Annotated in this window: 24 protein-coding genes and 1 pseudogene; 10 read left to right on the top strand and 15 right to left on the bottom strand. The window is 59.3% G+C overall.

Annotated elements, in window-relative coordinates; genetic code table 11:
• Positions 1–359: 359 nt before the first annotated feature.
• Positions 360–2,054, top strand: a complete 1,695-nt coding sequence (locus tag ACZYTD_RS15905) for an FAD-dependent oxidoreductase (RefSeq protein ID WP_463893513.1) — start codon at positions 360–362, stop codon at positions 2,052–2,054.
• A gap of 148 nt (positions 2,055–2,202) precedes the next feature.
• On the opposite strand, the gene ACZYTD_RS15900 is transcribed toward ACZYTD_RS15905, so the two are convergent.
• Entirely contained in the window at positions 2,203–3,099 is an 897-nt protein-coding gene (locus tag ACZYTD_RS15900) for a LysR family transcriptional regulator (RefSeq protein ID WP_463893512.1), read from the bottom strand.
• A 116-nt stretch (positions 3,100–3,215) separates the two neighbouring features.
• On the opposite strand from ACZYTD_RS15900, the gene ACZYTD_RS15895 reads away from it, so the two are divergent.
• Both ACZYTD_RS15895 and ACZYTD_RS15890 read left to right on the top strand, forming a co-directional pair.
• Positions 3,216–4,079: an MBL fold metallo-hydrolase gene (locus ACZYTD_RS15895; RefSeq protein WP_463893511.1), complete on the top strand. Its 864-nt coding sequence runs from the start codon at positions 3,216–3,218 to the stop codon at positions 4,077–4,079.
• A 78-nt stretch (positions 4,080–4,157) separates the two neighbouring features.
• Complete coding sequence (locus ACZYTD_RS15890) at positions 4,158–4,817, top strand: DsbA family protein (RefSeq protein ID WP_463893510.1); 660 nt, start codon at positions 4,158–4,160, stop codon at positions 4,815–4,817.
• Positions 4,818–4,842: 25 nt separating this feature from the next.
• Here ACZYTD_RS15890 and ACZYTD_RS15885 read toward each other — a convergent pair whose 3' ends face one another.
• Positions 4,843–5,763, bottom strand: coding sequence for a LysR family transcriptional regulator (locus tag ACZYTD_RS15885; RefSeq protein WP_463893508.1), 921 nt, complete (start codon positions 5,761–5,763; stop codon positions 4,843–4,845).
• A gap of 170 nt (positions 5,764–5,933) precedes the next feature.
• Here ACZYTD_RS15885 and ACZYTD_RS15880 point away from each other — a divergent pair, with 170 nt between their 5' ends.
• From ACZYTD_RS15880 to ACZYTD_RS15855, 6 genes are all read left to right on the top strand, one after another.
• The gene (locus ACZYTD_RS15880; RefSeq protein ID WP_463893506.1) at positions 5,934–6,686 is read left to right on the top strand and encodes a nitroreductase family protein; all 753 of its coding nucleotides are present in this window, start codon (positions 5,934–5,936) and stop codon (positions 6,684–6,686) included.
• Positions 6,687–6,766: 80 nt separating this feature from the next.
• Positions 6,767–7,573 carry a substrate-binding periplasmic protein gene (locus ACZYTD_RS15875; RefSeq protein WP_463893504.1) on the top strand — a complete coding sequence of 269 codons (807 nt, stop codon included), beginning with the start codon at positions 6,767–6,769 and terminating at the stop codon, positions 7,571–7,573.
• Positions 7,574–7,701: 128 nt separating this feature from the next.
• The gene (locus tag ACZYTD_RS15870; protein WP_463893502.1) at positions 7,702–8,526 is read left to right on the top strand and encodes a MipA/OmpV family protein; all 825 of its coding nucleotides are present in this window, start codon (positions 7,702–7,704) and stop codon (positions 8,524–8,526) included.
• A gap of 26 nt (positions 8,527–8,552) precedes the next feature.
• A complete protein-coding gene (locus ACZYTD_RS15865; protein ID WP_463893501.1) occupies positions 8,553–9,986 on the top strand; it encodes an alpha/beta hydrolase in 1,434 nt (477 codons plus the stop codon).
• 28 nt (positions 9,987–10,014) lie between these two features.
• On the top strand, positions 10,015–10,680 hold the full coding sequence (locus ACZYTD_RS15860; protein ID WP_463893499.1) for a response regulator: 666 nt from the start codon (positions 10,015–10,017) through the stop codon (positions 10,678–10,680).
• Entirely contained in the window at positions 10,677–12,140 is a 1,464-nt protein-coding gene (locus tag ACZYTD_RS15855) for a sensor histidine kinase (protein WP_463893498.1), read from the top strand. The genes ACZYTD_RS15860 and ACZYTD_RS15855 overlap by 4 nt, the downstream gene beginning before the upstream one ends.
• A gap of 52 nt (positions 12,141–12,192) precedes the next feature.
• Here ACZYTD_RS15855 and ACZYTD_RS15850 read toward each other — a convergent pair whose 3' ends face one another.
• The 3 genes from ACZYTD_RS15850 to ACZYTD_RS15840 all read right to left on the bottom strand — a co-directional run bounded on the left by ACZYTD_RS15850 (position 12,193) and on the right by ACZYTD_RS15840 (position 13,733).
• Positions 12,193–12,399 (bottom strand): hypothetical protein, encoded by a 207-nt coding sequence (locus ACZYTD_RS15850; protein ID WP_463893497.1) that lies wholly within the window; start codon positions 12,397–12,399, stop codon positions 12,193–12,195.
• Positions 12,400–12,408: 9 nt separating this feature from the next.
• Positions 12,409–12,849, bottom strand: coding sequence for a DUF2141 domain-containing protein (locus ACZYTD_RS15845; protein ID WP_463893496.1), 441 nt, complete (start codon positions 12,847–12,849; stop codon positions 12,409–12,411).
• 251 nt (positions 12,850–13,100) lie between these two features.
• On the bottom strand, positions 13,101–13,733 hold the full coding sequence (locus ACZYTD_RS15840) for a hypothetical protein (RefSeq protein WP_463893495.1): 633 nt from the start codon (positions 13,731–13,733) through the stop codon (positions 13,101–13,103).
• Between the two features lie 280 nt (positions 13,734–14,013).
• On the opposite strand from ACZYTD_RS15840, the gene ACZYTD_RS15835 reads away from it, so the two are divergent.
• The gene (locus tag ACZYTD_RS15835; protein ID WP_463893493.1) at positions 14,014–15,435 is read left to right on the top strand and encodes an alpha/beta hydrolase-fold protein; all 1,422 of its coding nucleotides are present in this window, start codon (positions 14,014–14,016) and stop codon (positions 15,433–15,435) included.
• A 201-nt stretch (positions 15,436–15,636) separates the two neighbouring features.
• Here the strand turns inward: ACZYTD_RS15835 and ACZYTD_RS15830 are convergent, their stop codons facing one another.
• The 10 genes and pseudogenes from ACZYTD_RS15830 to ACZYTD_RS15785 all read right to left on the bottom strand — a co-directional run bounded on the left by ACZYTD_RS15830 (position 15,637) and on the right by ACZYTD_RS15785 (position 23,696).
• Complete coding sequence (locus tag ACZYTD_RS15830) at positions 15,637–16,176, bottom strand: DUF3833 domain-containing protein (protein WP_463893492.1); 540 nt, start codon at positions 16,174–16,176, stop codon at positions 15,637–15,639.
• Between the two features lie 14 nt (positions 16,177–16,190).
• Complete coding sequence (locus ACZYTD_RS15825; protein ID WP_463893529.1) at positions 16,191–16,682, bottom strand: chalcone isomerase family protein; 492 nt, start codon at positions 16,680–16,682, stop codon at positions 16,191–16,193.
• A 122-nt stretch (positions 16,683–16,804) separates the two neighbouring features.
• Positions 16,805–17,269: pseudogene (locus ACZYTD_RS15820) on the bottom strand (DUF2878 domain-containing protein); the annotation flags it as partial.
• 5 nt (positions 17,270–17,274) lie between these two features.
• A complete protein-coding gene (locus tag ACZYTD_RS15815; protein WP_463893491.1) occupies positions 17,275–18,540 on the bottom strand; it encodes a class I SAM-dependent methyltransferase in 1,266 nt (421 codons plus the stop codon).
• Complete coding sequence (locus tag ACZYTD_RS15810; protein WP_463893490.1) at positions 18,540–19,313, bottom strand: DUF1365 domain-containing protein; 774 nt, start codon at positions 19,311–19,313, stop codon at positions 18,540–18,542. The genes ACZYTD_RS15815 and ACZYTD_RS15810 overlap by 1 nt, the downstream gene beginning before the upstream one ends.
• Entirely contained in the window at positions 19,310–20,617 is a 1,308-nt protein-coding gene (locus ACZYTD_RS15805; protein WP_463893489.1) for an NAD(P)/FAD-dependent oxidoreductase, read from the bottom strand. Before ACZYTD_RS15805 ends, ACZYTD_RS15810 begins: the two co-directional genes overlap by 4 nt.
• The gene (locus tag ACZYTD_RS15800) at positions 20,614–21,348 is read right to left on the bottom strand and encodes an SDR family NAD(P)-dependent oxidoreductase (protein WP_463893488.1); all 735 of its coding nucleotides are present in this window, start codon (positions 21,346–21,348) and stop codon (positions 20,614–20,616) included. Before ACZYTD_RS15800 ends, ACZYTD_RS15805 begins: the two co-directional genes overlap by 4 nt.
• The gene (locus tag ACZYTD_RS15795; RefSeq protein WP_463893486.1) at positions 21,345–21,773 is read right to left on the bottom strand and encodes a nuclear transport factor 2 family protein; all 429 of its coding nucleotides are present in this window, start codon (positions 21,771–21,773) and stop codon (positions 21,345–21,347) included. The genes ACZYTD_RS15800 and ACZYTD_RS15795 overlap by 4 nt, the downstream gene beginning before the upstream one ends.
• Before the next feature lie 59 nt (positions 21,774–21,832).
• Positions 21,833–22,714 carry a MerR family transcriptional regulator gene (locus tag ACZYTD_RS15790; RefSeq protein WP_463893485.1) on the bottom strand — a complete coding sequence of 294 codons (882 nt, stop codon included), beginning with the start codon at positions 22,712–22,714 and terminating at the stop codon, positions 21,833–21,835.
• Positions 22,715–22,736: 22 nt separating this feature from the next.
• Positions 22,737–23,696 (bottom strand): YbgA family protein, encoded by a 960-nt coding sequence (locus tag ACZYTD_RS15785; RefSeq protein ID WP_463893484.1) that lies wholly within the window; start codon positions 23,694–23,696, stop codon positions 22,737–22,739.
• Between the last annotated feature and the right edge of the window lie 124 nt (positions 23,697–23,820).

The following is a 23,820-nucleotide window of genomic DNA, read 5'->3' as shown; positions in this document are numbered from 1 at the left end:
GCATGGCCGTTTGCTTGCGGTGGTGCTATGCAAAGAGCAGCCGCTGACCTCCCGTCTATCTGACCTCCCGTCTATCTGACCTCCCCCTTCTATCTGGCCTCCCCCTTCTATCTGGCCTCCCCCTTCTATCTAGCCTCTCCCTCTGGGCCACCTGCCGCCACAGGCCAAGCAGCTAGCCAGGCAGTTGCTGGAACCCATCACACCGTAGTCAATTGGCTAGCCTATTGGGGGCTGACGTTATACCGTGAAGCGGCCCTATCGGGTCTGTGGATAACGTAAAGCTGGCTGGATTGGTTTAATTTCATCTTATCCCAGGCATGACCATCACGCTGTCGTGAACACTTTTCGAGGAGATCGGTATGTCGCAAAAAATTATCGTCATAGGTGGGGTAGCCGGTGGCGCCTCTGCTGCCGCCCGCCTGCGTCGTCTGGATGAACAGGCCCAGATTCTGGTGTTTGAGCGCGGGCCGGAAGTTTCGTTTTCCAATTGCTCCCTGCCCTATCACTTAAGCGGCGTGGTGGCCGATGCCAGCCGGCTGGTGATGATGACCCCCGCCAAGTTCAAAAAGCAGTACAACATAGAGGTGCGTACTGGCAGCGAGGTGGTAGCCATCAACCGGGCGGCCAAAACCGTCACCATCAACAATGCCCTGGAAAACCGCCGCTACGAGGAGTCCTACGACAAGCTGGTGCTGGCCCCCGGTGCCACGCCCATACGTCCGGCCATTCCCGGCAGCGAGCTGATGCGCCTGCATACGGTTCACAAGGTCCAGGACACGGTCGCCCTGCAAAAAGACATGGCCAGCCACCAGAGGGTGGTGGTGATAGGCGGCGGCTTTATCGGGGTGGAGGCGGCAGAGAATCTGCGCGAAGGGGGGAATGACGTCACCCTGATCGAGGCCCAGCCCCAGATCCTCAAGACCTTCGACGAGGATATGGTGCAGATCTTCCACAAGGAGCTCACCGACCAGGGGGTGACGCTGATCCTCAATGACAAGGTGACCGCCTTTACCCACGATGCCGTGGTGCTGGCTTCTGGCAAGCAGATCCCGGCCGATATGGTGGTGATGTCCATCGGTGTCTCTCCCGAGACCAGCCTGGCCAAGGCAGCCGGATTGACTATCGGCAGCACAGGCGCCATCGCCGTGGACGAGATCTGCCGCACCAATGATCCGGACATCTACGCCGTTGGCGATGCCATCGAGGTACACAGCAAGCTCTTCGATGCCCCCTACAAGCTGAGTCTGGCCTGGCCTGCCCAGGTGCAGGCCCGGGGTGTGGCCGACCAAATCAATGGCAAACCCTTTGTGGCACCGCGCTTCATCGGCTCCTCCTGCATCAAGGTCTTCGACTATAACGGCGCCTCAACCGGTCTGACCGAAGGCCAGATCCAGGCCGCCGGTTTGCCCATCGACTACGAGGTGGCCCAGGTACAAGCCTTCGATCGGGTCTCCCTGATGCCCGACGCCCAGGTCTGTCATCTGAAGCTGTTGTTCGAAAAGGGCAGCGGCAAGATTTTGGGCGCCCAGGCCATAGGCAAGGGCAACGTGGACAAGCGCATCGATGTGATTGCCACCGCCATGCACTATGGTGGCAAGGTAGAGGATCTGCCGGAGCTGGAGCTGTGCTACGCGCCGCCCTTCTCCACCGCCAAGGATGTGACCAATATGGCCGGTTACGTGGCCAGCAACCTGCACAGCGGCGCCTTCCGTCAGGTACGCGCCCAGCAGGTACGGGAACTGGTGGCCAGTGGCGCCTATATTCTGGATGTGCGGGAAACGCCGGAGCTGGCGGCCGGGGTGATCCAGGGATCCCACTCCATCCCCATGAGCGAGCTGCGGGAACGGGTGGGCGAGATCCCCAATGACAGGCCCATCTATGTGCATTGCCGTACCGGCCAGCGCAGCTATAACGTGGTGCTGACCCTGCAGCAGTTGGGCTTTACCCAGGTCTATAACCTGGCGGGAGGCTTTCTCTTCCTCTCCTTCTACGAGGCGTTCCGCGATAAGGATGAGCAGCGCAAGCCCATACTGACCGGTTACAACTTCAAGTAACCACCCACCATCCTTTATCTCAGGCGCGGCTCTGTCGCGCCTTTGCTCTCTTCGCCGCTTTTTCTATGTTCACCTGTTTTTTCTATGTTCGCCTTTTTGCCAGCACAAACTGGTCACTGGGGATGACGCCCCGTAAAGAAAGGGATCATCAGCCCCATAACGGATCGGCTGTCATCCTGGTCACCAGAAAATCCACAAAGCTGCGCAGCAAGGGCGACATCTGCTTACGGGTGGCATACACGGCGTGAATCCCCATGCTGGTGGGTGTCCATTCGGGTAATAACGCCACCAGTTGCCCCTGCGCCAACAACGAGGCCACCGAATAGCGCGGCTGCAAGGTGATGCCATGGCCCTGCAGGGCCGCGCCCAGCAAGAGGTTGGAGATATTGGCGCTAAAGGTCCCGCTCACGGGCACAGACTCGGGCCCATCCGGCCCGGTAAAGGCCCAGAGGCTCTTGCCAAAGTAGGTGTAGGTTAGACAGTTGTGGTAAGCCAGCTCCTGTACCTGTTGTGGCACGCCATGGGCCTTGAGATAGGCAGGTGAAGCGCAGACCACCGAGTGACAGGCGCCCAGACGTCGGGCCACCAGATTGGGATCCAGTTCATTGCTGATACGCAGGGCAAGATCCATGCGTTCCGCCACCAGATCCACCGTCCTATCCTGCACCAAAAGATCGATGGCCGTCCCCGGCCACAGGGCCAGATAGTCGTTGACCGCCGTCACCAGCAGGGCCTCAGCCAGCGAATAACTACAGGTGAGGCGTAGCTGTCCCTTGGGCGCGGCATTCTGGCTCGCGGCAACCTGCTCCATCTCCTCTCCCAACGCCAGCATGGCCCTGGCCCGTTGCAGTGCCGCCTCACCGGCACTGGTCAGACTCTGTCTGCGGGTGGTTCTGTGCAGTAACCGGGCGCCCATCCAGCTCTCCAGCTCGGCCAGATAGCGCGAGGCCATGGCACGGGATATATCAAGTTGTTCGGCTCCGGCACTCAGGCTGCCACGCTCCACAATCGCCACAAACACGCGCAGGGCGGTCAATCTGTCCATGTTATTTGCTCGATATATGCAACAGTCATGTACTTATTATGCCGTATATGTGATTAAGTCGATCAAATAAACTTCTCTCATCGCCGGTAACGGCACACACCATGAGGAAGCAGAAGATGACTAACACCCTGAGCCTGAGCAGCCTGACACTGATCACCACCCTGGCAGCGGGTAACACCCTGGCGGCACCGCTAAACGTAACCGTCTATAACCCGGGCGCAAACGCCATCTTCCCGGTCTCCTCCTCGCTGATCAGTGGTGAAAAAGAGGCCATTCTGGTGGATGCCCAATTTAGCGTGGCGGATGGCAACGCTCTGGTGGATCTCGTCAAACAAAGTGGCAAGCGGCTGACCATGGTCTTTATCAGCGGTGGCGATCCGGACTTCTATTTTGGTCTGGAGCCTATCCAGGCCGCCTTTCCTGACGCCAAAATCGTTGCGACGCAACAAGTCATCGACCATATCCAGCACACCAAGGCCGCCAAGCTGGCCTACTGGGGCCCCATACTGGGTGAACAGGCTCCCAAGCGTCTGTTTGTCCCCACCCTGCTCGGCAGCAGCACCCTGACGCTGGAAGGAAAAACCATCGAAATTCGCGAGCGGGACACCCACCAGGCCTACCTCTGGATTCCAGGTATCAAGACCGCATTGGGTGGCGTTCTGGTCAGTGCCGGGCAACACCTCTGGACCGCCGACAGCCAGACGCCTGCTGCACGACTGGAGTGGTCAACGGCGCTGGAGCGTCTTGCCGCCCTGCATCCTGAGCGCGTAATTCCAGGCCACTTTCTGGGATCTGAACCCCAAGGGAGTGCGGCCGTCACCTTTACCCATGAGTATCTGAAGTTTTACGAACAGGCGCTAAGCCAGAGCAAGAGCTCAGGTGAGCTTATCCAGAAGCTCAAGGCCGCCTACCCCGAGCTACCTGTGGATGAGGGCATGGCCATCAGTGCCAAGGTCAATACTGGCGAGATGAAGTGGTAAGCCTGCGGCTGGGCCTGACGCCCAGCCGCTCTCTATCACCCGGCCATTTTCTATCAAGCAATCCGCAGCGAGGTAAACATGCAGCCAACCCGATTGCACTATATTTATGACCCCCTCTGTGGCTGGTGCTACGGTGCCGCGCCACTGCTCCAGGCAGCTAACCAACTAGCCGACCTGGAGATTGAACTCCACGCCGGAGGGCTCTGGCTGGGCTCGCGCCGTCAAACCATGGGCACTGCCCTACGGGATTATGTGCGTCCCCATGACGAGCGGATCCAGGCCCTGACGGGTCAGCACTTTGGCGAGCACTATTTCAACGAACTGCTGCTAAACCCGGCCTATACCCTGGACTCCGAGCCACCTATCCGCGCCATTATGGCCATCACCCGGCTAGGAGGCAGTGGCTTGCAACTGCTTACTCGTATTCAGCAGAGCCACTACCGGGATGGTCTATGGATCGGCCATCTTCCCAGCTTGATGGCTCTGGCAAAGGAGCAGGGGGTGGATGAGGAAGCCTTTATCACCCACTACGGGCAAGCGGATTTGGCCGGGCATCTGGCCCTGAGTCAGCAGTGGCTAAGACGCCTGGGCGGACAGGGCTATCCCACCCTGGGGCTAGAGCAGCACGGTGGGCTGACCCCGATCCCGGTTGCCCCGTTTTTGGGTAACCCGCCAGAGTTTGTCCAGAAACTCAAGAGCCTGTTAGCCAATGGCGAACCCGTTTCACCCACGACATAGCCAGATCACTGCCGGGGTTGTCGCCTCACCCGGCGGATTTTCTGTCCGTCAGCCCGGCAAAGTGAGCACATAAGAAGTCGATAAAGACCCTCACCTTGGCGGGTAGATGCTGACGCGCCGCATAGTAGAGCCAGACGGTACGCGGCTCAGGCCAATAGGCGGGAAGGATCGGCTGTAACAAGCCAGACGCTAGATATGACTCAATATGCCAGTGCCCCAGAGTGCCAATACCCACCCCCTGCAGCAACAGCTCACGCAGCGCATCAATGCTGGAGACACTCACATTGCCCTGGGGGTCGATATGGTGCTCCACCCCCTCGCTGACAAAACGCCAGGGCAGCTTGCGCCCCGTTCCCAGCGAGCGAAAACCCAGGCAGTTATGACGCCCCAGATCCGCCAAACTAGTAGGCTCTCCCACCCTGGCCAGATAACCGGGTGTAGCCACTGTGGCCAGTTGCATCTGATACAGAGGGCGCGCCACCAGACGGCTATCCTGGTTAACCCGGTTACCGATCCCCACATCAAACCCCTCGGCCACCAGATCCACCACCCTGTCTTCGAAACGCATATCCAGCTCGATTTGCGGGTAATTCGCCAAAAAATCCGGCACCAGAGGCACGATAAAACGACGGCCAAAGCTGTCTGGCACACTGATGCGCAGCAAACCGGCCGGTGTCGAGGTTCGAGCTCGCAACCGCGCCAACGCTTCACCAATCTGCTCGCTGGCTGGTTGGCAACTTTGCTGCAACTCCCGACCATCCTCGGTCAGACTCAAGGAGCGAGTTGTCCGGTGGAAAAGGCGTACCCCGAGCTGCCGCTCCAGCTGCAATATGCTCTTGCTCACCGCCGCCGCCGAGATCCCCAACTGACGTGCGGCAGCGGAGAAACTTCCCAGCTCGGCCACCAGCAAAAAAGCCGACAACTGACTTGGTATGGCAAACGACATGGCTATGTTCCTACCCTGGATAACACCCCTTATTTTCAACTTTTGGTTATTACTGTTGCAACGAAAAATGGAGTTTTAGTTACCAATATTTCAGGCAAACTGGCTCTAGATGATAAACAGATACTTTTGAGCGGATCTTCGGGCCGCACTGAAAAAGGAAGGAACTAGTCATGAGCAACCCAACCCTGAGCCTACTCGAACAACGTCGCTCCGAGCGCAACTTTACCGGGGAAACCATTCCCGAAGCCGATCTGCAGACCATACTCAAGGCCGCCCAGCAAGCCCCCACCTCGGTCAACGGCCAGCAGATCTCCCTGGTGGTGGTGCGCGATAAAAACACCATAGCCAAGATCGCCGAACTTGCCGGTGGCCAACCCCAGGTTGCCACGGCCGATACCTTTATCGCCATCGTCATCGACTATCAGCGGGCAACTGAAGCGGCGCGCCTGGCGGGCCAAGCCATGGTGATTGATGGCTCGGCAGAAGGGCTGATGGTGGGCGCCGTGGATGCAGGCATCATGCTGCAGGCATTGCAGACGGCTGCTGGCGCGCTGGGCTACGGCACCACAGCCATAGGGGCCGTGCGCCGCGACCCGCAAGCCATGATTGAGTTGTTGGGACTGCCCCCGAAGACCTTCGTCGCAGTCGGCAGCACACTGGGAGTCATCGACAAGTCCAAGCAGGCGCAAGTCAAACCCCGCGTACCGCTGGAGAGCTTTGCCCTGCGCGAACGCTACGATCTGGCTGCCGTACAAAAAGGGGTTGCCGCGTATGATGCGACTCTGCGCCAATGGTGGGATGAACAGGGGCTCACCCAGATGCCCTCCTATGCCGCCTCAACCGCTGGCTACTATCAGACCATCTATTTCCCCAAGGTTGCCGCCACCCTCACCCACCAGGGTTTTGCCTTCAAGGATGAGTAAACCGTTTGGCCCCGCACAGTGGGGCCAAACGGCGGTTTTGGGCTAGACTCCAAGAGTGTACTCTGCCATAGGGAGGCAGAATGAAGGCTCGCTGGCTATGGCTACTTTTTTTCCTGCTGGCCCCGCTTATGCAGCTGGCATCAGTACGGGGGGCCACGTCTCCGTCGCCGCCCCTGACGCTGGTCACCGAGGATCTGCCCCCGCTTAACTATCAAGATGGCGACAAGGTGAGCGGCATTGCCACCGAGATAGTGCTGGCCACACTGCAAAAAGCCGGGCTTAGCGCCACACCGCGCGTCTATCCCTGGGCCCGGGCCATCAACATGGCGGAGCAGCAGGAGAATGTGCTGATCTTCAGCATTGCCCGCATCCCGGAGCGGGAAAAGCGGTTTCAATGGATTGGCCCCCTCTTCCCCTACAGCGAATCGCTCTACAAACTCAAGCGCCGTCAGGACATCCCCCTCGCCACACTGGAGCAGGCCAAACAGTACCAGATTGGCGTGATCCGCGGTTATGCGGTGCACGAGATGCTAAAGCGTGAGGGATTTATCGATAACGTCCATCTGCAACTGGCCAAGGATCAGGAGCAAAACCTGCGCAAACTCTTTAGCGGCAAAACCGATCTGCTGGTGGGATCAGAGCTGGATCTGAGATGGCGCCTGCAGCACAATCCCGGGCTGGGCCGTTATGAGGATCTCTCCTGCGCCCTCTATCTGGAAAAATCCTTTTCCCATGTCTATATGGCCTTCGGCCTCAAGACTCGTCCCGAGATGGTAGAGACCTTTCGCCATGCCTTCGAGCAGATCCAGGCCGACGGCACCCTGGACCTAATTTTGAGCAAGTACCACTACCAAGAAGCCAGCCCTACAGATCACCCCGCGCCATAAGCACCATCACGGCCCATTAAGCCAATCTTAAGCTGCCGCTAAGGCAATACTAATCTTGCTGCCCCGACAATCTCCCTATCGACAGTGGCCCCGCCGCCACTGGTTATTCACAAAAGGAGTTGTCACCGATGAAGTCTATTTCTGTACTAGCCACAGCCATTACCGCCAGCCTGATCGGCTCCATGAGTCCAGCCTGGGCCTTCGATCTGCAAGCCCCCAAGGAGGATCAATTTATTCTGGGAGCCGGTATGGGCGTCCTTCCCGAGTACCAGGGGGATCAGGTGTACCAGTTTGTCATCACCCCCGCCATCAAGGGTGCCTGGAGCAGCGATAAGCTGGGCACCTTTGCCGCCGGCTATGGCGCTCACGGCGGCCTGAGCTGGAGTCCGTTCCACTTCGCCAGCAGCGAAATTGCCCTGGTCACCGACTACGCCTCGGGGCGTGCCGACTCGGATGATGGCCATCACTACCTCTTTGGCAGCGACTATCTCAAAGGGATGGGTGAGGTGAAGGACACCCCCGAGCTGGGCCTGCGCGCCAGCACAACCCTGCTGCCCTACCTGACCCTTCACTCCCAGCTGATGTGGGGCCTGGGCAACACGGGCCATAAAGGAGCCTGGGGGGATGTGGGCCTGGAGGCCAGCAGCTATCTGACCGAGTCGCTGGAAGGGTCGTTTGATGTCAGCTCCAGTTGGGGAGATGGCGACTATATGTCCAGCTTCTATGGCGTCTCCGGAGAACAGGCGAAGAACAGCCAGTTTCATGGCTACTCCGCTGGCGCTGGGATCAAGGATGTCAGCCTGAGCGCCGGTTTGCGCTATCACCTCAATCCGCAGATGAGCCTGGAGAGCCATGTGGGCATGGTTACCCTGGTTGGCGATGCGGCCGATAGCCCCATAGTTCGCGAAAGCCACAATCTGGTGGCCAGCATGATGTTTCTGTACCGCTTCTGATGCCGGAATTGTCGCAAGGAGAGCCCATGACTACCACACAATACCGCTTGCTGCTCTGCCTGCTGAGTGGCTTGGCCGGATGCCACAGCACCCGAAATGACCCACCGATCAACGCCCCGACCAGTGGCACCCTGGAGGCCATCTTTCCCCATCAGGCCGAGAGCGAGGTGCCCATCAACAGCCAGATACATCTGCGCCTGTCGGAACAGAATGCCGCGGCCAAACCCAACCCTGATGCGTTCCGGCTTGTCCTGCTGACGGCCCCGACTGAGCCGTTACCGCTGCAGGTGAGCAAAGAGGGAGAAGAGATGCTGCTCACCCCCGAGCAGCCACTGGCCCAGGCGAGTCGCTATCGCCTGCAATACGGCTCGGGTGCCCGCGCCTGGCAGCTGGAGTTCACCACAGAGCAGCGCAGCGACTACCCGGTGAAACTGCCGCCACCGCAAGGTGATTACGGGGTGGGCGAGCTGCCTGCCATCCTCTTTTCACGCAGCATCACCCCGAGCGCAGAGGGCGAAGCCGATACCCGTCCCATCGATATGCAGATCTGGTATCCGGTGGGCAAGATCTTTCACGGACCGCGCGCCCCCTATCTGGACACGGAGATTGCCGACTTGGGTGAGCAGAGCGGCTTCTCTACCGGCTCCCTCAACGATATAGTGCGCACCAATGCCCGACTGGGTGAGCAGGGGGAGTGTTCCCGCCCCCATCCGCTGATCCTCTTCTCCCCCGGCTATGGCGAGTTAAGCCAGTTTTACCGGACAATCATAGAGCCGCTGGTGGCCAGGGGCTATGTGGTGGCCGGGATCAACCATGCCTCAACGGCTCTGCTGACACGCGCGGGCAATGGCGATCTGGTTTCGGCAGATCCCATCCCCTTCGACTTGCCCGCCGCTGAGCTGCAAACCTGGCAACAACAAAAACTCGATGACAATGTGGAGGATCTGGATAGCGCCATTGCCCGCATCGCCCTGGAGAGCAGTGCCGATACGCGGATCAAGGGGTGTGTGGATCTGCAACATATCGGCCTGCTGGGCCACTCCTTTGGCGGCGCCACCGCCCTGGAGGCCCTGGTAACCCGGGATTACTATCTGGCCGCCGTCAACCTGGATGGCGACCTGTTCGGCAAGCATCACACCACCCCCAGCAACCGGGCCGTGTTACAAATGCAGAGCGTCGCAGGAATACACGACAACAGTATGAGGGAGCGGGATGATACACTCACGGGCGAACACTATTGGCTCGAAGTCGCGCAGAGCGATCATCTGGACTTTTCCGATCTCCATTGGTATCGCCAGTACCTGCAGGGGTCCATGGCGGACACCCTCAGCGCCCTTGAGCCGGCACAAATGATACCGATCCAGACACGTTGGCTGGGCGCCTTCTTTGATCGCGAACTCAAGGGGCAGCCTGTCGCCCTAGAGGAGCTCCCCCTGGATGGCGTCAGGTTCCTACCCTGAACCATATGGAAATGGTGAACCCCCTGATATGAACATATTGTTGATCGAGGATGATCTGGCGTTGGGCAAGGCCATAGCCAGAGCACTGGAGCAAGCCGGTTTTGACTGCTGCTGGGTCAGAATGCTGCAGGATGCCGAAAAACAGGCGGCAAGCCAGAGCTTTACCGCCGCCTTGCTGGATCTGGGGCTCCCCGATGGTGAGGGGCTCACCTTTCTCAGCCGTCAGCGCCGGGCAGGCAGTCGCCTGCCCATCCTCATCCTCACGGCGCGGGATGCCCTTGAGGATCGGATTGGTGGTCTGGACTCCGGAGCCGATGACTATCTGGCCAAACCTTTTGCCATTCCCGAGATGCTCTCCCGCCTCAAGGCCATCACCCGTCGCAGCGCCGGATTTGCCAGCCAGATCTGGGCGGTGGACGAGATCCGTCTCGACCCCTTCAATCGCTGGGTCGAGCTGGCCGGTGAGCGCCTCGCCCTGCAACCCAGGGAGTTCGATGTGCTGCTGGAGCTGATGAAACAGGCGGGCAATGTGGTGCGCAAATCGGCACTGGAGGCCATGCTGGACTCTGAGCGCAAGGAGAGCGAGAGCAATGCCATCGAGGTCTATATCCACCATCTGCGCAAGAAGCTCGGCAGCGAGCGCATCGTCACGGTGCGCGGCATAGGCTATCTGCTGCAGCGGAGCGGATCATGAAGTTTCACTATCGCTCCCTCTGGCTGCGCTTTGCCCTGATGCAGTTTGTGCTGCTCTTTGCCGTACTCAGCGGGGTCAATCTGCTGCTCTCGGCCCTGCAAAAAGAGCAGGCCGAGCAGGATATGGACCAGCAGTTACAGCTGATTGCCCAAGGCATGGTGGATCTGACCGCCTCGCTGGAGGGGCGCGTACCGGCCCATGACTATATGGATCGGCTGGAGCAGCTCTACATCTCCGCCGTTCTGCTGGATGAGGAGCGGCAGAAGAGCGGTTACCGACCGCTCTTTATGATCTGGCGCAGCGATGGCACCCCGCTTTATTCCTCACTGGACACCTCACAAAGAGAAGTGCAACATCCGCTTCCCAAGGCAGAAACCGCCCCCGCCTGGCTCGATAGTGGTGAGTGGCGCAGCCTCTGGGTCAGTGACAAGAAGCACCATTACCGACTGCTGGCCGCCGAATCACGTCAGGAGCGCGCGCAACTGCTCAAGACCGATTACAAGGCGCACCTCTCCCACTGGGGCATCAACTTCATTGCCATGATGCTGACCGCCTGGGCCATTGCCCACTTTGCCCTGGCGCCCCTGCGTCGCATTGCCCGGGAAATTGCCGCCAAGGAGCCCATGGATCTCACCCCGTTGCAACAGGGCGGAGCCTATCGAGAGACCCGCCCCCTGGTCAATGCCATCAATCAGTTGATGCGGCGCCAGCAGGAGCTCAACCAGCGCGAGAAGCAGTTTCTTGCCGATGCCGCCCATGAGTTACGAACCCCCATCGCTGCCATCACGGCCCAACTGCATGTCTACCAGCACAGCCGCAGCGCCGAGGAGCAACAGGAGGTGATGCAGGAGATCCAGCACGCCCTGCAACGCACCAGCTCACTCTCCCGCCAGCTGATCGCCATGGCACGGCTGGAAACCGAGGCCTACCAGATTGCACTGGTTCCCTGCGATCTGGTGGAGCTGGTGCGTCAGGCCATTGTGCTGTGCGTGCCGCTGGCCCTCTCCAAGGGCATAGAGCTGCGTTATGAAGGCGAAGAGCAGAGCCCCTGCCTGCTCGATCCCCATGCCTTTGCCGCCGTGATGCAAAACCTGCTGGATAATGCCATCAAATACCACGACAAACCCAATGGCCGGGTAACGGTGAGAGTGAGCCATTACCAGGAACGCTGCGAGATCTGGGTACGGGATAATGGCCCCGGGGTTGCACAAGAGCATCGCTCACGGCTGTTTGAGCGCTTCTTCCGGGTGCCCGGCAACCTGCAGACCGGCAGCGGGCTGGGGTTGGCCATCGCCAGAAAGTTAGTCACCTACCAGGGGGGAGAGATAGAGTGCGGTGATGGGTTAGAGTGCAGCGATAGAATTGAGTGCAGCGATGGAATTGAGTGCAGCGATAAGTTAGCGCCGCAGGGATTGGGGCTGCGGCTTAGCTTCCCTCTGCAGGCGAGCGGCGCGGAATAATAAAAAGTTGTGTGACATCCAACCTCGGGATATCACACAGCATCACCTTGAGCTACGACTTTGCCATCTGACGTTTGGCCAATAACTCATACAGCCCGGCCAAGGCAAAGCAAAGGGCGCCGTAAAAAGCCGCGGCCGCCCCCAGGATCAGGTAGCGGTTACCCGTTTCAACCCAACCCCATAACGCAAATAAGGACAAGGCAACCATAAAATGCAAGGCTAAAAACTGTCGCAGCGACAAGCCATAACGTTTGAACATGCGATCTCCTTACTGTAACTCAATCGAGATATAAGTATGGGTGGGTGTAAAACTGAAGCGACTCTCGCCAAAATCCGGCGCCCGCATGGCGGGTCGCACCTTGTTGGATACCCCCCAGGCCTCGGTGGGCATTCCCAACCAGTTAGTGTCGAGTACGCCATTACCATTGTCATCATGAAATACCGCCAGCGCATACTCACCATAAGCGAGGGCCAGGTGATGAGTCAGGCTCGGCTCACACTGTGCTGGCGAAAGGGGGATCCGGGATTTGGCAATCGCCTGTCCAATCTGCATGAAGCCCGCCGCCTTATCATAGACAGCCAGCATCACGCTTCCCTTACATGAGCCAATCCCCGAGACCTGTACGCTCATATCACCCAAGATTGTTGCCTGGGCAGAGAGCGTCATCATGCCAAGCAACCCTACTGCCTTAGCCATGTTTTGGAACATGCGTCCCTCCATCAAGCCAGTGACACATCCTGCTTCCGACCCTCATCACCTAGAAATAGACAATGCAGCAGCCCGGCAATACCCAATACCAGAGCCAGTAAGTGGATGTCCTGTCAGGCACTTACTGTCAGGCACTTCAGACATAGCTCTTCAGGCATAGTACGGCTATAGGGCAAGCGTGAACGATCAAGTGGTCTGAAACGGAAGCAGAGAGGATGAAGGGGCCCACCGGGAGATGAGCCCCACTCAGATTAAAGCTTGAATACCTCGGCGGCCACGGCGACGGTTTCCACTATCACCACCTGCTTGCCAACCTGATCCTTGGAGAGCTTCACATCCTCACGCACTGGCACAACACGGCTGGCACCATCCTCGAACAGCAGAGTCGCCGTTCTGGCCTTGGTGTCGATGGCCGTTACTTTGGCTGTCGTGGTCTGACGCGCAGCGACCAGCATGCCAGGCTTCTGACCCTCGTCTGCCGCAGCGGCCAAGAGCTCCGCTTCGCTGGTCTGGGCACTCTTGGCATCTCTCAGATAGACGACAGTTTCCACCATCAGGGTCGCCTTCACGGTATCGCCTACCTGAAGTTGGGGGAAATTGATCATCTCAGGCGGCGCCTGAACATGGCGAGTATGTCCTGCCGCATCCTGCAGCACAAACTCACGCTTGGCCTGGTCGATCTTAGTCACTTTCGCCGTGATCTGTTCAGTCTGGGTCACCATGCCACCCGCCTTGCCCATCTCTTTCACGATGTCTGTGTTGACCTGGCTATCCAGCGCTTGATCTGCTGGCGCTGGTTGAACGGCTTGAGTCGGCGCCGTAGAACAACCCGCAACTCCGGCTACCAAGGCGGCCAATAAAGTCATCCGTGCAAAATTTGTCATCAACAAGCTCCTTTTGTAATTAGTAGAGCCCAACGCTCTAGTCATTTGAGTATCGTATGGTGCAGTAATAAGCCCATAACTGTCCAGTAACCATAAAGTAATTAGGGTTCCTCATTCCAAAAGCCTTGGTGCAATCGTCGATAGGCGATCGGAGCCAACATCAATCACCGGCTCTCGCCGCCCCGAATAGTCATGGCGTACTGGCAGGTTGGCGTAAATTATCAAGTCGCCGCCGTAGGGTGAGGATAGGGTAAGCGAGGTCAACCTTTAGGAGCCCATCATGACCCGATATCTAGCTCTGCCCCTGCTGCTTGCCTCTATCACCACCTGGGCCGCGACCGATGACCCCACTGTCGGACGCTGGCAGGGAAAATGGGGAGATGGCATCCGTGATGCCCTCACCCTTACTCCGGTCGATGCCGGACAGATGAAGGTGCACTACTGGCGCAAACTCGATGCCGATTACCGGCAGGCCGAGCTGCAATTTGATGCCATTGCCACCGTCGCGCGCACCGAGCCCCTGACCCTGGAGTGGAAGATTGAAGGCGACCCCCAGCAGGGCAAGATGCACCTGGCCTATCAAAGCAGCAATGACACCATGGCGCTGACCTACCGCAGCAGTCAGCAAGGAGGCACAGTGAACCTGCATCGCAGCAACAGCAACACATCCGACACCAGCCACGCCGCCCCTGCCGCCGACCCCGCCTTGCAGCCTCAACCGGGCAGCTCGGCAGTCAGCTTCACCTGGTTGGCCCCCAAGGCCAAGGCGGTATTTTTAGCCGGCGAGATGAACGACTGGCAGGCCGATACCCTGCCCATGGTCAAAAATGATAAGGGGGAGTGGCAGCTGACCGTCTATCTGGCACCGGGCCGCTGGTCCTATAAGTTTGTGCAGGATGGCCAGTGGCTCAGCGATGAGCACAACCCACGCAAACACTCGGATGGCCAGGGGGGCTATAATTCGGTGCTGCAGGTGGGCAAGCCTGATCCGCTGTTTATGCCCAGAGCCAACCCCAGCGAGCGTGGAACCCTACAGGAGATAAGCTTCGACAGTCATGAACTGGGCAAGCGCAGCCTGCTGCTCTACCGTCCGGCGGGCGTGAAAGCCGATCTCCAACTGCCCTGGGCCCTGGTGCTGCATGGCTATGGCATGGATCGCCAGCAGTGGGTCAAGGATGGCGAGCTACCCACCCTGCTGGATAACCTGATAGCACAAAAGCAGATCCCGCCCATGGCACTGCTGATGGTCGATGGCGGCAAGACCTTCTACCAGGGGCCGACCGAGCGCTACCTGATGCAGGATCTGCTGCCCCACACGGCGCAATGGGGCTTGAGTGAAAACCCGGCCCAACGCGCCCTGCTCGGCGTCTCCATGGGTGGCTTCGGCGCCTTTAACCTGGCCTACCACTACCCCGAGCAGTTCGCCACCAGCGTCGCCCTCTCCGGTTACTTCGCCATGGGGCCGCAAGATCAGTGGCAGGCTGCCAGGGTGGCCAAGATCAAACAGCCGCTGATCTACTGCGGCTTGCAGGATCACACCAGCTTGCAGAGCAATCAGGAGCTGGAGCAGCAGCTGAAGAAACAGGGCCTTCTCCTTCCCATCCACTACGCCGCCGGCGGCCACACCTGGCACTACTGGCAAAGCATCATGCCGGAAGCGCTCACCAAACTGGCAGGGGTGATCAGCGCCAGCAAAAGCTAGTACGTTCTGGCCCTGCAATGCCGTTGACTCAAGACAAGGCGGGGCCGTTCCCTTTGCACAACACACTCTTTCATGGCCAACCCAGGAGCTCGGTGGCGGCATACATGCCGCTAACCGTTGACACAGCGGGAATATTTCTTGCGTTGTCTGATGAGCAAGTCGGTACTCAGACCGGGAGCCTGTTAAAGCAAAGCATCGAAGTCAGGGCCGACGCTCGATATAGAGGATCACCTCGCCCAGTGAAATGCCGAATTTACTGATCTCGGCACGATTGATGAGGCGATCGGCATCGAGCAGATACATCCAGTCATCGAAGTTAACACGCACCACATCGCCATCCGGCAAGGTCAGGTCTAGCTGATAGCGCCAATTGAGGGCGAAGCCTTCACTCTTGCCTACCGCTTCACCCACAACATCGGACGCGGTGCCGCGCCAATGGCCATCTGCGCCCTGAGTGAGATGCCAGGTGCGGGTCTGCTGACGGCCGTCATCGAAGTAAAACTGCTCGAACAACTCTCCCTTGCCATCTTGCCAGCGCCCCACCATCTCCACCCGAAAGCGACTGGTGACCTCGCCGCTACGGTTAGTCACCAGACCATGGGCCACCAGTTTGCCATTGAAAAATTGCGCCAGATCCCAGGCCGGCCCCTGCTCCCGATACACATCAAGGCTGGTACCACAGCTTGCCAACAGCAGCAATGGCAGCAGGATTAGCAAACGACACATACGATGAAGAGTCATATCGAGCTCCAGTATCAGAGTTGGCCGCGCAAGCGGCGAGTAAGGGACGGATCACGGCTGTTATCCGCCAGCCAGATCGCCAAAAAGGCAGAGGAGAATTGTGGATCCGCCAGGGTGCCAAGGAGCTGTTCCTGCCACCAGAAATGGCCATGTCCCTGGGCATCCACATAGAAGGTGAGCCGATCCCCGGCCGCCACATCCGGCCAGAAGCCTGCCAGTTGTTGCAGCCACTGCTGACGCTGGGTTTCACTGCCCAGATCAAGCCGTTGCCACTCATCGGTGGTAGCGGAGAGCAGATCCTGGCGAGAGATGGCTCTGGCGTAGGTAAGCATCAACGCCTGGGGGTAGTCTCCCGGCTGGTAGCGGCCGCTGTGACTGTAAAAGGTCGCGTCATAGAGCTTGAACCAGAGCCACTCCATCTCTCCCTGGCCGACGGTACGCAAGCTCTGCCAGGGAGGAGGCGAGGCCAGTAGAGTGGGAGTCCATGTGATACACAACGCCACCATCAGCAGGCGCAGGCGGCGCCACGGGCCAAAGCATGAGCCTCTGTTGTTCATGACGGTTTATCTCCCTGGTTAGTTCCTGTGGCGGCCAGCACATGCAGGCTATTGCTTGCCGGATCACAGGCTTGCAGCTTGACCATGGCCCATAGCAATACGAGTAACCATCCCGACCAGACAAGCAACAGCACGGCGCTGCTGATCCATAACCCCCAGGGTAACTGCACAGCGCCCATGGCAGCACCGGTCACATAGGAGGAGGCGCCCCCCAATCCTCCCAGCAGCGCTTGCTGCCAGCGGGGCAAGCTCAATAGCCAGCGCAAACCATGGGCCAGGGTCAGGGCAAACCCGAGCCACAACAGCGCCAGCCAGAGGGGGAAGCCGGACGCAAATTCAAACAGCCCCAACTGCCAGAGCAGCGCATCCAGCAGGCAACCAGCCAGAGCTAGGGGCAGTAGTCGCAGATCTCGGCTGCGCTGAGGTGAAAACAACCCGTGCAGCGCCAGAAACCCCAGCAGAGGTGCCGGTTGCTGCCAGGCCACGGCCAGCAACCAGAACAGGTTGAAGCCCAGCAGTTGCATCCAGGGCCACATGTCAGTTACCTCTTACCAGCAGATCGGACTGGTCGATCGCCCGACCAGCCCGCGGCGCCCGGCTTGGCCGCCTCCAGTTGCACCAGGCTGATGGCCCGCTCCCAGAACCCACCTTCGCAGTAGGCAAAATAGAAGTGCCAGAGGCGGATGAAGTCCTGGCTATATCCCAGCGTCGGCAACTCGGGCGCCAGCGCCAGAAAGCGCTCGCACCAGTGGGCCAGGGTACGGGCATAGTGCTGGCCATGATCATGCAGCCGCACCAGTTGCATGTCGGTCTCCCGCGCCAGCAGGGTCGCCATCTGGGATACACTCGGCAGGCAGCCGCCCGGGAATATGTAGCGCTGGATGAAATCGACGTTGCGCAGATACTGGTCATGACGTTGATCGGCTATGGTGATGGCCTGGATCAACAGGCGACCATCGGGCTTGAGCAAGCGGGAAAGTTGCCGGAAATAGTCCGGCAGGAAGGCATGGCCCACCGCCTCTATCATCTCGATGGAGACCAGTTTGTCATAGGTTCCCTCCAGATGGCGGTAATCCTCAAGCAGCAAACTGATGCGATCCTGCAACCCCTCTTTGTCAATCCAGGCTCGGGCATAGTCATGCTGGGCTTGGGATATGGTGGTGGTGGTCACCCGACAGCCGTAGTGGCGGGCGGCATAGATGGCCAGCCCACCCCAGCCAGTGCCAATTTCCAGCAGATGATCCTGTGGCCCCAGCTCAAGCCGCTCGCAAATGGTACGCAGCTTGGCCTGTTGCGCCTCCTCCAGGCTGGCCTCAGGGTGCGGATAGATGCCGCTTGAATACTGCATATGGCTATCGAGAAAGCCCTGATAGAGGACATTACCCAGATCATAATGGGCGGCAATATTGGAGCGGGAGCCGGTCAGCGTATTGCGGTTGAGCCAGTGCCGCACCTTGTTAAAGGGGAAGCTGAGCCAGCCCAGACGCCGCTCCAGACTATCGAGCAGGCTCTGGTTACGGGCCAGCAGACGCACCAGCGCCACCGGATCCGGGCTGCTCCACAGCCCCTCCACCCAGGTTTCCCCGGCGGCGATACTGCCCCCCAACAGCAGACGGCGATAGAAGGCCGGATCCTGCACCACCAGCTCGGCGTACAGATCGGTGCCGGTCACCCCGAAGCTGTAGTGCTCACTGGCTTCACGCAGCAGCAGTTGACCATCAGTGAGTCGCCCCAGCAGCTTGAGCAACAGTTGCTTGGCCCCCTTGTCGAGCAAGGAGGCGGAAAGAGTCGATTGCACCAGTTCCATTAGCGAGTCTCCGGGTGGCTAAAGATAGGGGTTCGTTTGATAAAAAGGCGCAGTGCCTGCCAGTAGATCCCCAGCAGCACCTTCATGGTCATCCAGGGCCAGCGCACCAAAAGACGCATCAGCCCCCGGCGTGACAGCGGCTCACGGCGTAACGTCAGGGTGGCATCAAAGAGCTTGGCCTCGCCAGATTGAGGGTGACTCTCGATATGGATCAGCGTCTGTTGCTCGGGCGGACGGATGCGCCAGTGGTACCGCATGGCCAGATCCATAAAGGGCGAAACATGAAAATCCTTGTTGTGTGGCGCCAGCGCCCTCAGATCCAGCAGGTAGTAGTGACGCTCGTTCCAGGGGGTGTTCGAAACCTCGGCCAGCAGGTAACGGGCATTCTCCTGCTGATAGCAGAAGTAGAAGTTGACCGGGCTGAAATAAAAGCCCAGACAGCGCACATTCCCCAGCAGCAGCACCCGTTGATCGGGGGTGGCCTCCCCACCCAGCTCCGCCACCTTCTGCCATACCGCCTGCTTGAGGGAGCCGCTACTGCCCTTGAGATAATCCTGACGGTAAAAAGAGAGCAGCCCGGCCCGCTCGATGCCGAACCAGCGCCCCTGGCCCACGCCAAGCGTCTCGACCTCGTCCAGATCCAGCCCCAACATAAACAGGCTGTAGGAGAAGGCATGGGCCCTGGGGGCAAAACGGCGATGACGTACCGACCCCTGCCAGATGGCGCTGATGGAACTGAGAGGAGTGAGGGTGCTAAAGGAAGCGGCGCTCATAGCGTGGCCCCGAAACGCTTGGCCACATCCAGGGCACTGCGCACCCCATCCTCATGAAAGCCGTTGTACCAGTAAGCCCCACAAAAATGGGTATGGTGCTGACCGCAAATGTCGGCTCTGGCCTGCTGAGCCTGAATCGAGGCCAGATTAAACACCGGATGGTCATAGACGAAACGGCGCAGCACCTTGCTCTCATCCACCTTGCCCGCAGGATTAAGGCTGACACAAAACGGCGATGGCGACTCCAGCCCCTGCAAAATATTCATGTTATAGCTCACCAGTGGACGGGCCTGCTCATCGCTATCGAGCTGATAGTTCCAGCTGGCCCAGGCTTTGCGCCGGGCAGGCAGACAGTTCACATCGGTATGCAACCAGACCTCGTTGGCCTGATAGGCCATGGCCCCCAGAATAGCCTGCTCCCGCGCGCTGGCATCTTGCAGTAGCCGCAAGGCCTGATCGCTATGACAGGCAAGGATCACCTCGTCAAAGTGCTCCTCTCCCATAAGGCTCTGGATCACCACCCCATCGGCTACGCGCCGAATTCCGTGCACCGGACACGCCAGCCGGATCTGCTGCTGCCAGCCTGCAGTCAATGGCCCCAGGTACTCCCGGGAACCACCCGGTATCACGTACCACTGGGGACGATTGGCCACATCCAGCAGGCCGTGATTCTGGAAAAAACGCAGGAAAAAGCCGAGGGGAAAGGCGCGCATGTCCGCCAGGGTCGATGACCAGATGGCCGCTCCCATGGGCAGTATGTAGTGGCGGGCAAAATAGTCGCTAAAGCCTCCCGCTTGCAGAAACGCTCCCAGGGTCAGCTCAGGCTTCTCTGTTGACTCAGGCTTCTCTATTGGCTCAGGGCTGCCTGCCGAGATCGGCTCGGCTGGTTTCTGCCCGACCAGCCAGGCCCGCGCCTGCCGGTTAAAGCGCAAGATCTCGGCTACAAAGCGGTAAAAGCGCGGGCTCAGCAAATTACTGCGCTGGGCAAACAGGGTGTCGAGATTGTGGCCGTTGTATTCGAGCCCCTCAGGGCTTTTGACCGAAAAGCTCATCTCGGTGGGCTGGCTCGCCACACCAATTCGCGCCAGCAACTTGAGAAAGTTCGGGTAGGTGCGGTCGTTGAATACGATAAAACCGGTATCCACGGCATAGTTGCGCCCCCCCAGCGTCACATCCACCGTCGCCGTATGTCCGCCGAGCTCGGGAGCCGCCTCAAACAGGGTGATCTCATGCTGGCGATGCAGCAGAAAACCGGCGGTGAGCCCCGAGATGCCGGAGCCTATGATGGCGATCTTTTTCTTCATAAGGAGCGTCCTTTCGACAATAGGGAGCGGCCAAGGCGCAGCCACAGACCAACCGGCAAGGCGCCCAGCAGGCGCAACAGCCAGATAAAACGGCGGGGAAAGTGGATCTGGTGCTGACCTGCGGCCAATCCGGCACGTATGATGCGCGAAGCCTCGGTGACCGCCACCAGACAGGGCATGGGAAAATCATTCTTGGCCGTCAGCGGCGTCTGCACAAAACCGGGCCGGATCAGGGTCACCCCCACCCCTTTGAGCTGCAGATCCAGTCGCAAGGTGGCGGCCAGATAATCCAGGGCCGCCTTGGAGGCGCCATAGGCCTCGGCCTTTGGCAGTGGCAACCAGCTGATGGAGGAGCTGACAATCGCCAGCCGCGCCCCCCGCCCCAGAAGCGGCAAGAAAGCCTCCAGCGCCAGACCCGTAGCAATCAGGTTGGTCTCGATGACCCGGGCAAAGAGCTCGCCATCAAAGCCATCATCCAGCGTCATATACTCGCAGGTTCCGGCGTTGAGGATCAGCAGATCCAGTGGCGGCAGTTGGGCGGCTATCTGCGCCAATGCGGCCCGATCCCGCACATCGAAGGCCAGCGGGGTGATCCCCGCTTGACTCAGTTCATCAAGCCGCTGCGCATCACGGCCACATCCCCACACCTGCCAGCCAGCCTGCTGGTAATCCAGCGCCAGTTGTCGACCCAGCCCGGAGCTGGCTCCGGTGATCAGCACGCGTCCACTCATGACCCCAGCCTCCCCTTGATAAGCCGCACCAGCGGCCCCAGCAGCGGCAACTGCTCATAGAGCAGGGCCCCCAGATCGAAATAGTCGCGATGCACCATCACCTTACCTGCGGCATCAAACTCCAGTCGGGTAGCCCCTTCCACCCGGATCGGCTGACCCGCCGCCAATCTGGGGTGAGAGAAGGTCATCACCCAGCCGAGCCAAGCCTGCGCCCCCTGTTGCTGCTGACTCACAATCTCGAAGCGGCAGTAGCTCAGGCGCTGATAGAGGGCAGCAAAGTAGTCGCTCAGTGCCGCCAGCCCCTCGATACGATGGGCCGGATCGATAAAGAGCACTTGCTCAGCATAGATCTCAGACAACCTGTGCAGTTGCTGCCGATCCAGCTGCTGGTACAGGGCGATAAAGCGGCTTAGCGACTCGCTCATACTCTCTCTCCTGATAATGGAACATCGAGCCTGATCTCAAATAGCGCCTTAAGTCTGACTCAAACTGCACATGACAAGCGCAGCTCGCTACTGCGTTGGGCCGTGAGCCAGGATGCCAGTGTGAGCTGCCATTGCCGTGAGGCCAGCCATTCCGGGTCGTAGAGGCTGCCCAGTTCACCAAACAGGCAGGTGCCAGCTGGCCAGTCGGCGCTTAGATCCGGCTTACCAAGACCTGCCCCCAGCAGCACCAGCCAGGGGCTTGCTACTCGCCCCTCCAGCAAGAGCGCCTGCTTGGGATCGACAGCCCCCAGCAGTTGCACCTCATAGCCCTGGTTTACCAGCTCATAGCCACACCAGATCAGATCCAGCGGCCCGACCTGCCCCCAACTGGCCAAGGTAACGGGTTCGCCCTTCTCCTGTTCGATAAGATGACGGGCAAAACGGGTCTGTAACCACCCCAACCAGACCTGCTGCAGCAATGTCCCATCCGGGCGCTCACGCCACAGGCCGAGCAACAGTTCCACCAGCGGCTGCAACAATCGACTACGCACCAGCTCGAAGGGATAGCTCGCCAGCAGCTCATTAAGCGTAGCCTCGACCTTGCGCTGGTTGAAAGCCAGTATCGCCTGACAGAAAGACTCGAAACTCTGCTGCCAATGATCGTCCCCCGGCAACGAGTACGGGTCGCTCAATAGCCCCTTGACCTGGCCTATGCTCACGCCTCGCTCCAGCCAGCTCAGGATCTCGCCTATCTGGCGGATATCCGCCTCGCTGTAGAGGCGGTGCCCCTTCTCGGTCCGGGCCGGTTGCACCAGACCATAGCGACGCTGCCAGGCACGCAGGGTAACGGCGTTAACCCCCGTCAGACGGGAGACCTCGCGGATGGGATAAACCCCCTCCTCCGGTGGCAACGAGGTGAGATCTTGCTTCACATCAGACATAACAACTTCCATTCATCAAAGATCAGAGCCCGTAACGCAGCTTCAGCGTATCCGGGTGTGGATTGAGATAGACCTGCCCGGCCAGATAACGGTTGGGATATTCCCGCAGGTAATGACGGATCAGGGTCAAGGGCACCAGCAGCGGAAAGATGCCGGTACGGTACTTATTTATGGTGTCGGCCAACTCCTGCTTCTGGGCCGGAGTCAGCACGCGCTTGAAGTAACCCTGCAAGTGCATCAGCACATTGGTGTGGTTACGACGGGTGGCGAGTACGCGAAGCGCCGTCATCAGCCCCTGGATATAGCGCTGGGCCACCTCGTCCAGATTGGCCTTGCCGACCAGGGCCAGCAATCTGCCAAGCGACCGATAGTGAGTCGTGGCATGGGAGAGCACCAGATACTTGTAACGGGAGTGAAACTCCATCAGGGCGGCGGCAGTAAGCCCCCGGGCACAGAGCTGTTGCCAGTCATGGTAGGCAAAGACCCGCAGCACAAAGTTTTCCCGCAGCAGGGGGTCGCACAGGCGACCATCCTCCTCGACGGGCAGCAGGGGGTTGGCCGCCATCAGCGCTTGGGCAAACAGACCCACCCCCTCCTTAGCGCTACCGCCGTTGTGACCACCATCGGCAGTACCAGCATAGACGCGCACCCGCTCCATGCCGCAACTGGGGGACTTGGCACAGAGGATATAGCCGGAGATAAAATCCAGCTGACGCGCCTTCTGTTCGCTAAAGGCGATGAGCTTTTCAGTAACATCAAAGCTGCCGTTGCTGGCCTCGGCACGGATCTCCCCCTGACGCCTGACCAGACGAATAGCCGCCCGTGGCGAACCCAGACCAATGGCCATCTCGGGGCAGACAGGGTGATAGTCAAAGTGAGCACCAAGATCCTGTTCACAGAAGCTGGAGCGCTTGTGGCCCCCATCGAACCGCACTTGCTGCCCCAGTAGGCAGGCACTGATACCGACCTGAATCTTGTACATGACGGCGCTCCTTGTATAACCATTGCTTAAGTTATAGCAGTTATACAAAAAAAGGAAAGTTGTATAACTATTGTTAACGATGCAATAGAGGGGCAAGGTGACGTTTAGCGGAATAGGCACCACC

Source organism: Pseudaeromonas sp. HNCC25DJ180 (assembly GCF_055413345.1).
Note: the sequence above shows the minus strand (reverse complement) of the source record. Positions and strands in the feature narration are given on the sequence as shown.

Excerpts from the sequence above, each read along its gene's own strand:
- ACZYTD_RS15905 (WP_463893513.1), top strand. The coding sequence starts at position 360 with ATGTCGCAAAAAATTATCGTCATAGGTGGGGTAGCCGGTGGCGCCTCT.
- ACZYTD_RS15900 (WP_463893512.1), bottom strand. The coding sequence starts at position 3,099 with ATGGACAGATTGACCGCCCTGCGCGTGTTTGTGGCGATTGTGGAGCGT.
- ACZYTD_RS15895 (WP_463893511.1), top strand. The coding sequence starts at position 3,216 with ATGACTAACACCCTGAGCCTGAGCAGCCTGACACTGATCACCACCCTG.
- ACZYTD_RS15890 (WP_463893510.1), top strand. The coding sequence starts at position 4,158 with ATGCAGCCAACCCGATTGCACTATATTTATGACCCCCTCTGTGGCTGG.
- ACZYTD_RS15885 (WP_463893508.1), bottom strand. The coding sequence starts at position 5,763 with ATGTCGTTTGCCATACCAAGTCAGTTGTCGGCTTTTTTGCTGGTGGCC.
- ACZYTD_RS15880 (WP_463893506.1), top strand. The coding sequence starts at position 5,934 with ATGAGCAACCCAACCCTGAGCCTACTCGAACAACGTCGCTCCGAGCGC.
- ACZYTD_RS15875 (WP_463893504.1), top strand. The coding sequence starts at position 6,767 with ATGAAGGCTCGCTGGCTATGGCTACTTTTTTTCCTGCTGGCCCCGCTT.
- ACZYTD_RS15870 (WP_463893502.1), top strand. The coding sequence starts at position 7,702 with ATGAAGTCTATTTCTGTACTAGCCACAGCCATTACCGCCAGCCTGATC.
- ACZYTD_RS15865 (WP_463893501.1), top strand. The coding sequence starts at position 8,553 with ATGACTACCACACAATACCGCTTGCTGCTCTGCCTGCTGAGTGGCTTG.
- ACZYTD_RS15860 (WP_463893499.1), top strand. The coding sequence starts at position 10,015 with ATGAACATATTGTTGATCGAGGATGATCTGGCGTTGGGCAAGGCCATA.
- ACZYTD_RS15855 (WP_463893498.1), top strand. The coding sequence starts at position 10,677 with ATGAAGTTTCACTATCGCTCCCTCTGGCTGCGCTTTGCCCTGATGCAG.
- ACZYTD_RS15850 (WP_463893497.1), bottom strand. The coding sequence starts at position 12,399 with ATGTTCAAACGTTATGGCTTGTCGCTGCGACAGTTTTTAGCCTTGCAT.
- ACZYTD_RS15845 (WP_463893496.1), bottom strand. The coding sequence starts at position 12,849 with ATGTTCCAAAACATGGCTAAGGCAGTAGGGTTGCTTGGCATGATGACG.
- ACZYTD_RS15840 (WP_463893495.1), bottom strand. The coding sequence starts at position 13,733 with ATGACAAATTTTGCACGGATGACTTTATTGGCCGCCTTGGTAGCCGGA.
- ACZYTD_RS15835 (WP_463893493.1), top strand. The coding sequence starts at position 14,014 with ATGACCCGATATCTAGCTCTGCCCCTGCTGCTTGCCTCTATCACCACC.
- ACZYTD_RS15830 (WP_463893492.1), bottom strand. The coding sequence starts at position 16,176 with ATGACTCTTCATCGTATGTGTCGTTTGCTAATCCTGCTGCCATTGCTG.
- ACZYTD_RS15825 (WP_463893529.1), bottom strand. The coding sequence starts at position 16,682 with ATGGTGGCGTTGTGTATCACATGGACTCCCACTCTACTGGCCTCGCCT.
- ACZYTD_RS15815 (WP_463893491.1), bottom strand. The coding sequence starts at position 18,540 with ATGGAACTGGTGCAATCGACTCTTTCCGCCTCCTTGCTCGACAAGGGG.
- ACZYTD_RS15810 (WP_463893490.1), bottom strand. The coding sequence starts at position 19,313 with ATGAGCGCCGCTTCCTTTAGCACCCTCACTCCTCTCAGTTCCATCAGC.
- ACZYTD_RS15805 (WP_463893489.1), bottom strand. The coding sequence starts at position 20,617 with ATGAAGAAAAAGATCGCCATCATAGGCTCCGGCATCTCGGGGCTCACC.
- ACZYTD_RS15800 (WP_463893488.1), bottom strand. The coding sequence starts at position 21,348 with ATGAGTGGACGCGTGCTGATCACCGGAGCCAGCTCCGGGCTGGGTCGA.
- ACZYTD_RS15795 (WP_463893486.1), bottom strand. The coding sequence starts at position 21,773 with ATGAGCGAGTCGCTAAGCCGCTTTATCGCCCTGTACCAGCAGCTGGAT.
- ACZYTD_RS15790 (WP_463893485.1), bottom strand. The coding sequence starts at position 22,714 with ATGTCTGATGTGAAGCAAGATCTCACCTCGTTGCCACCGGAGGAGGGG.
- ACZYTD_RS15785 (WP_463893484.1), bottom strand. The coding sequence starts at position 23,696 with ATGTACAAGATTCAGGTCGGTATCAGTGCCTGCCTACTGGGGCAGCAA.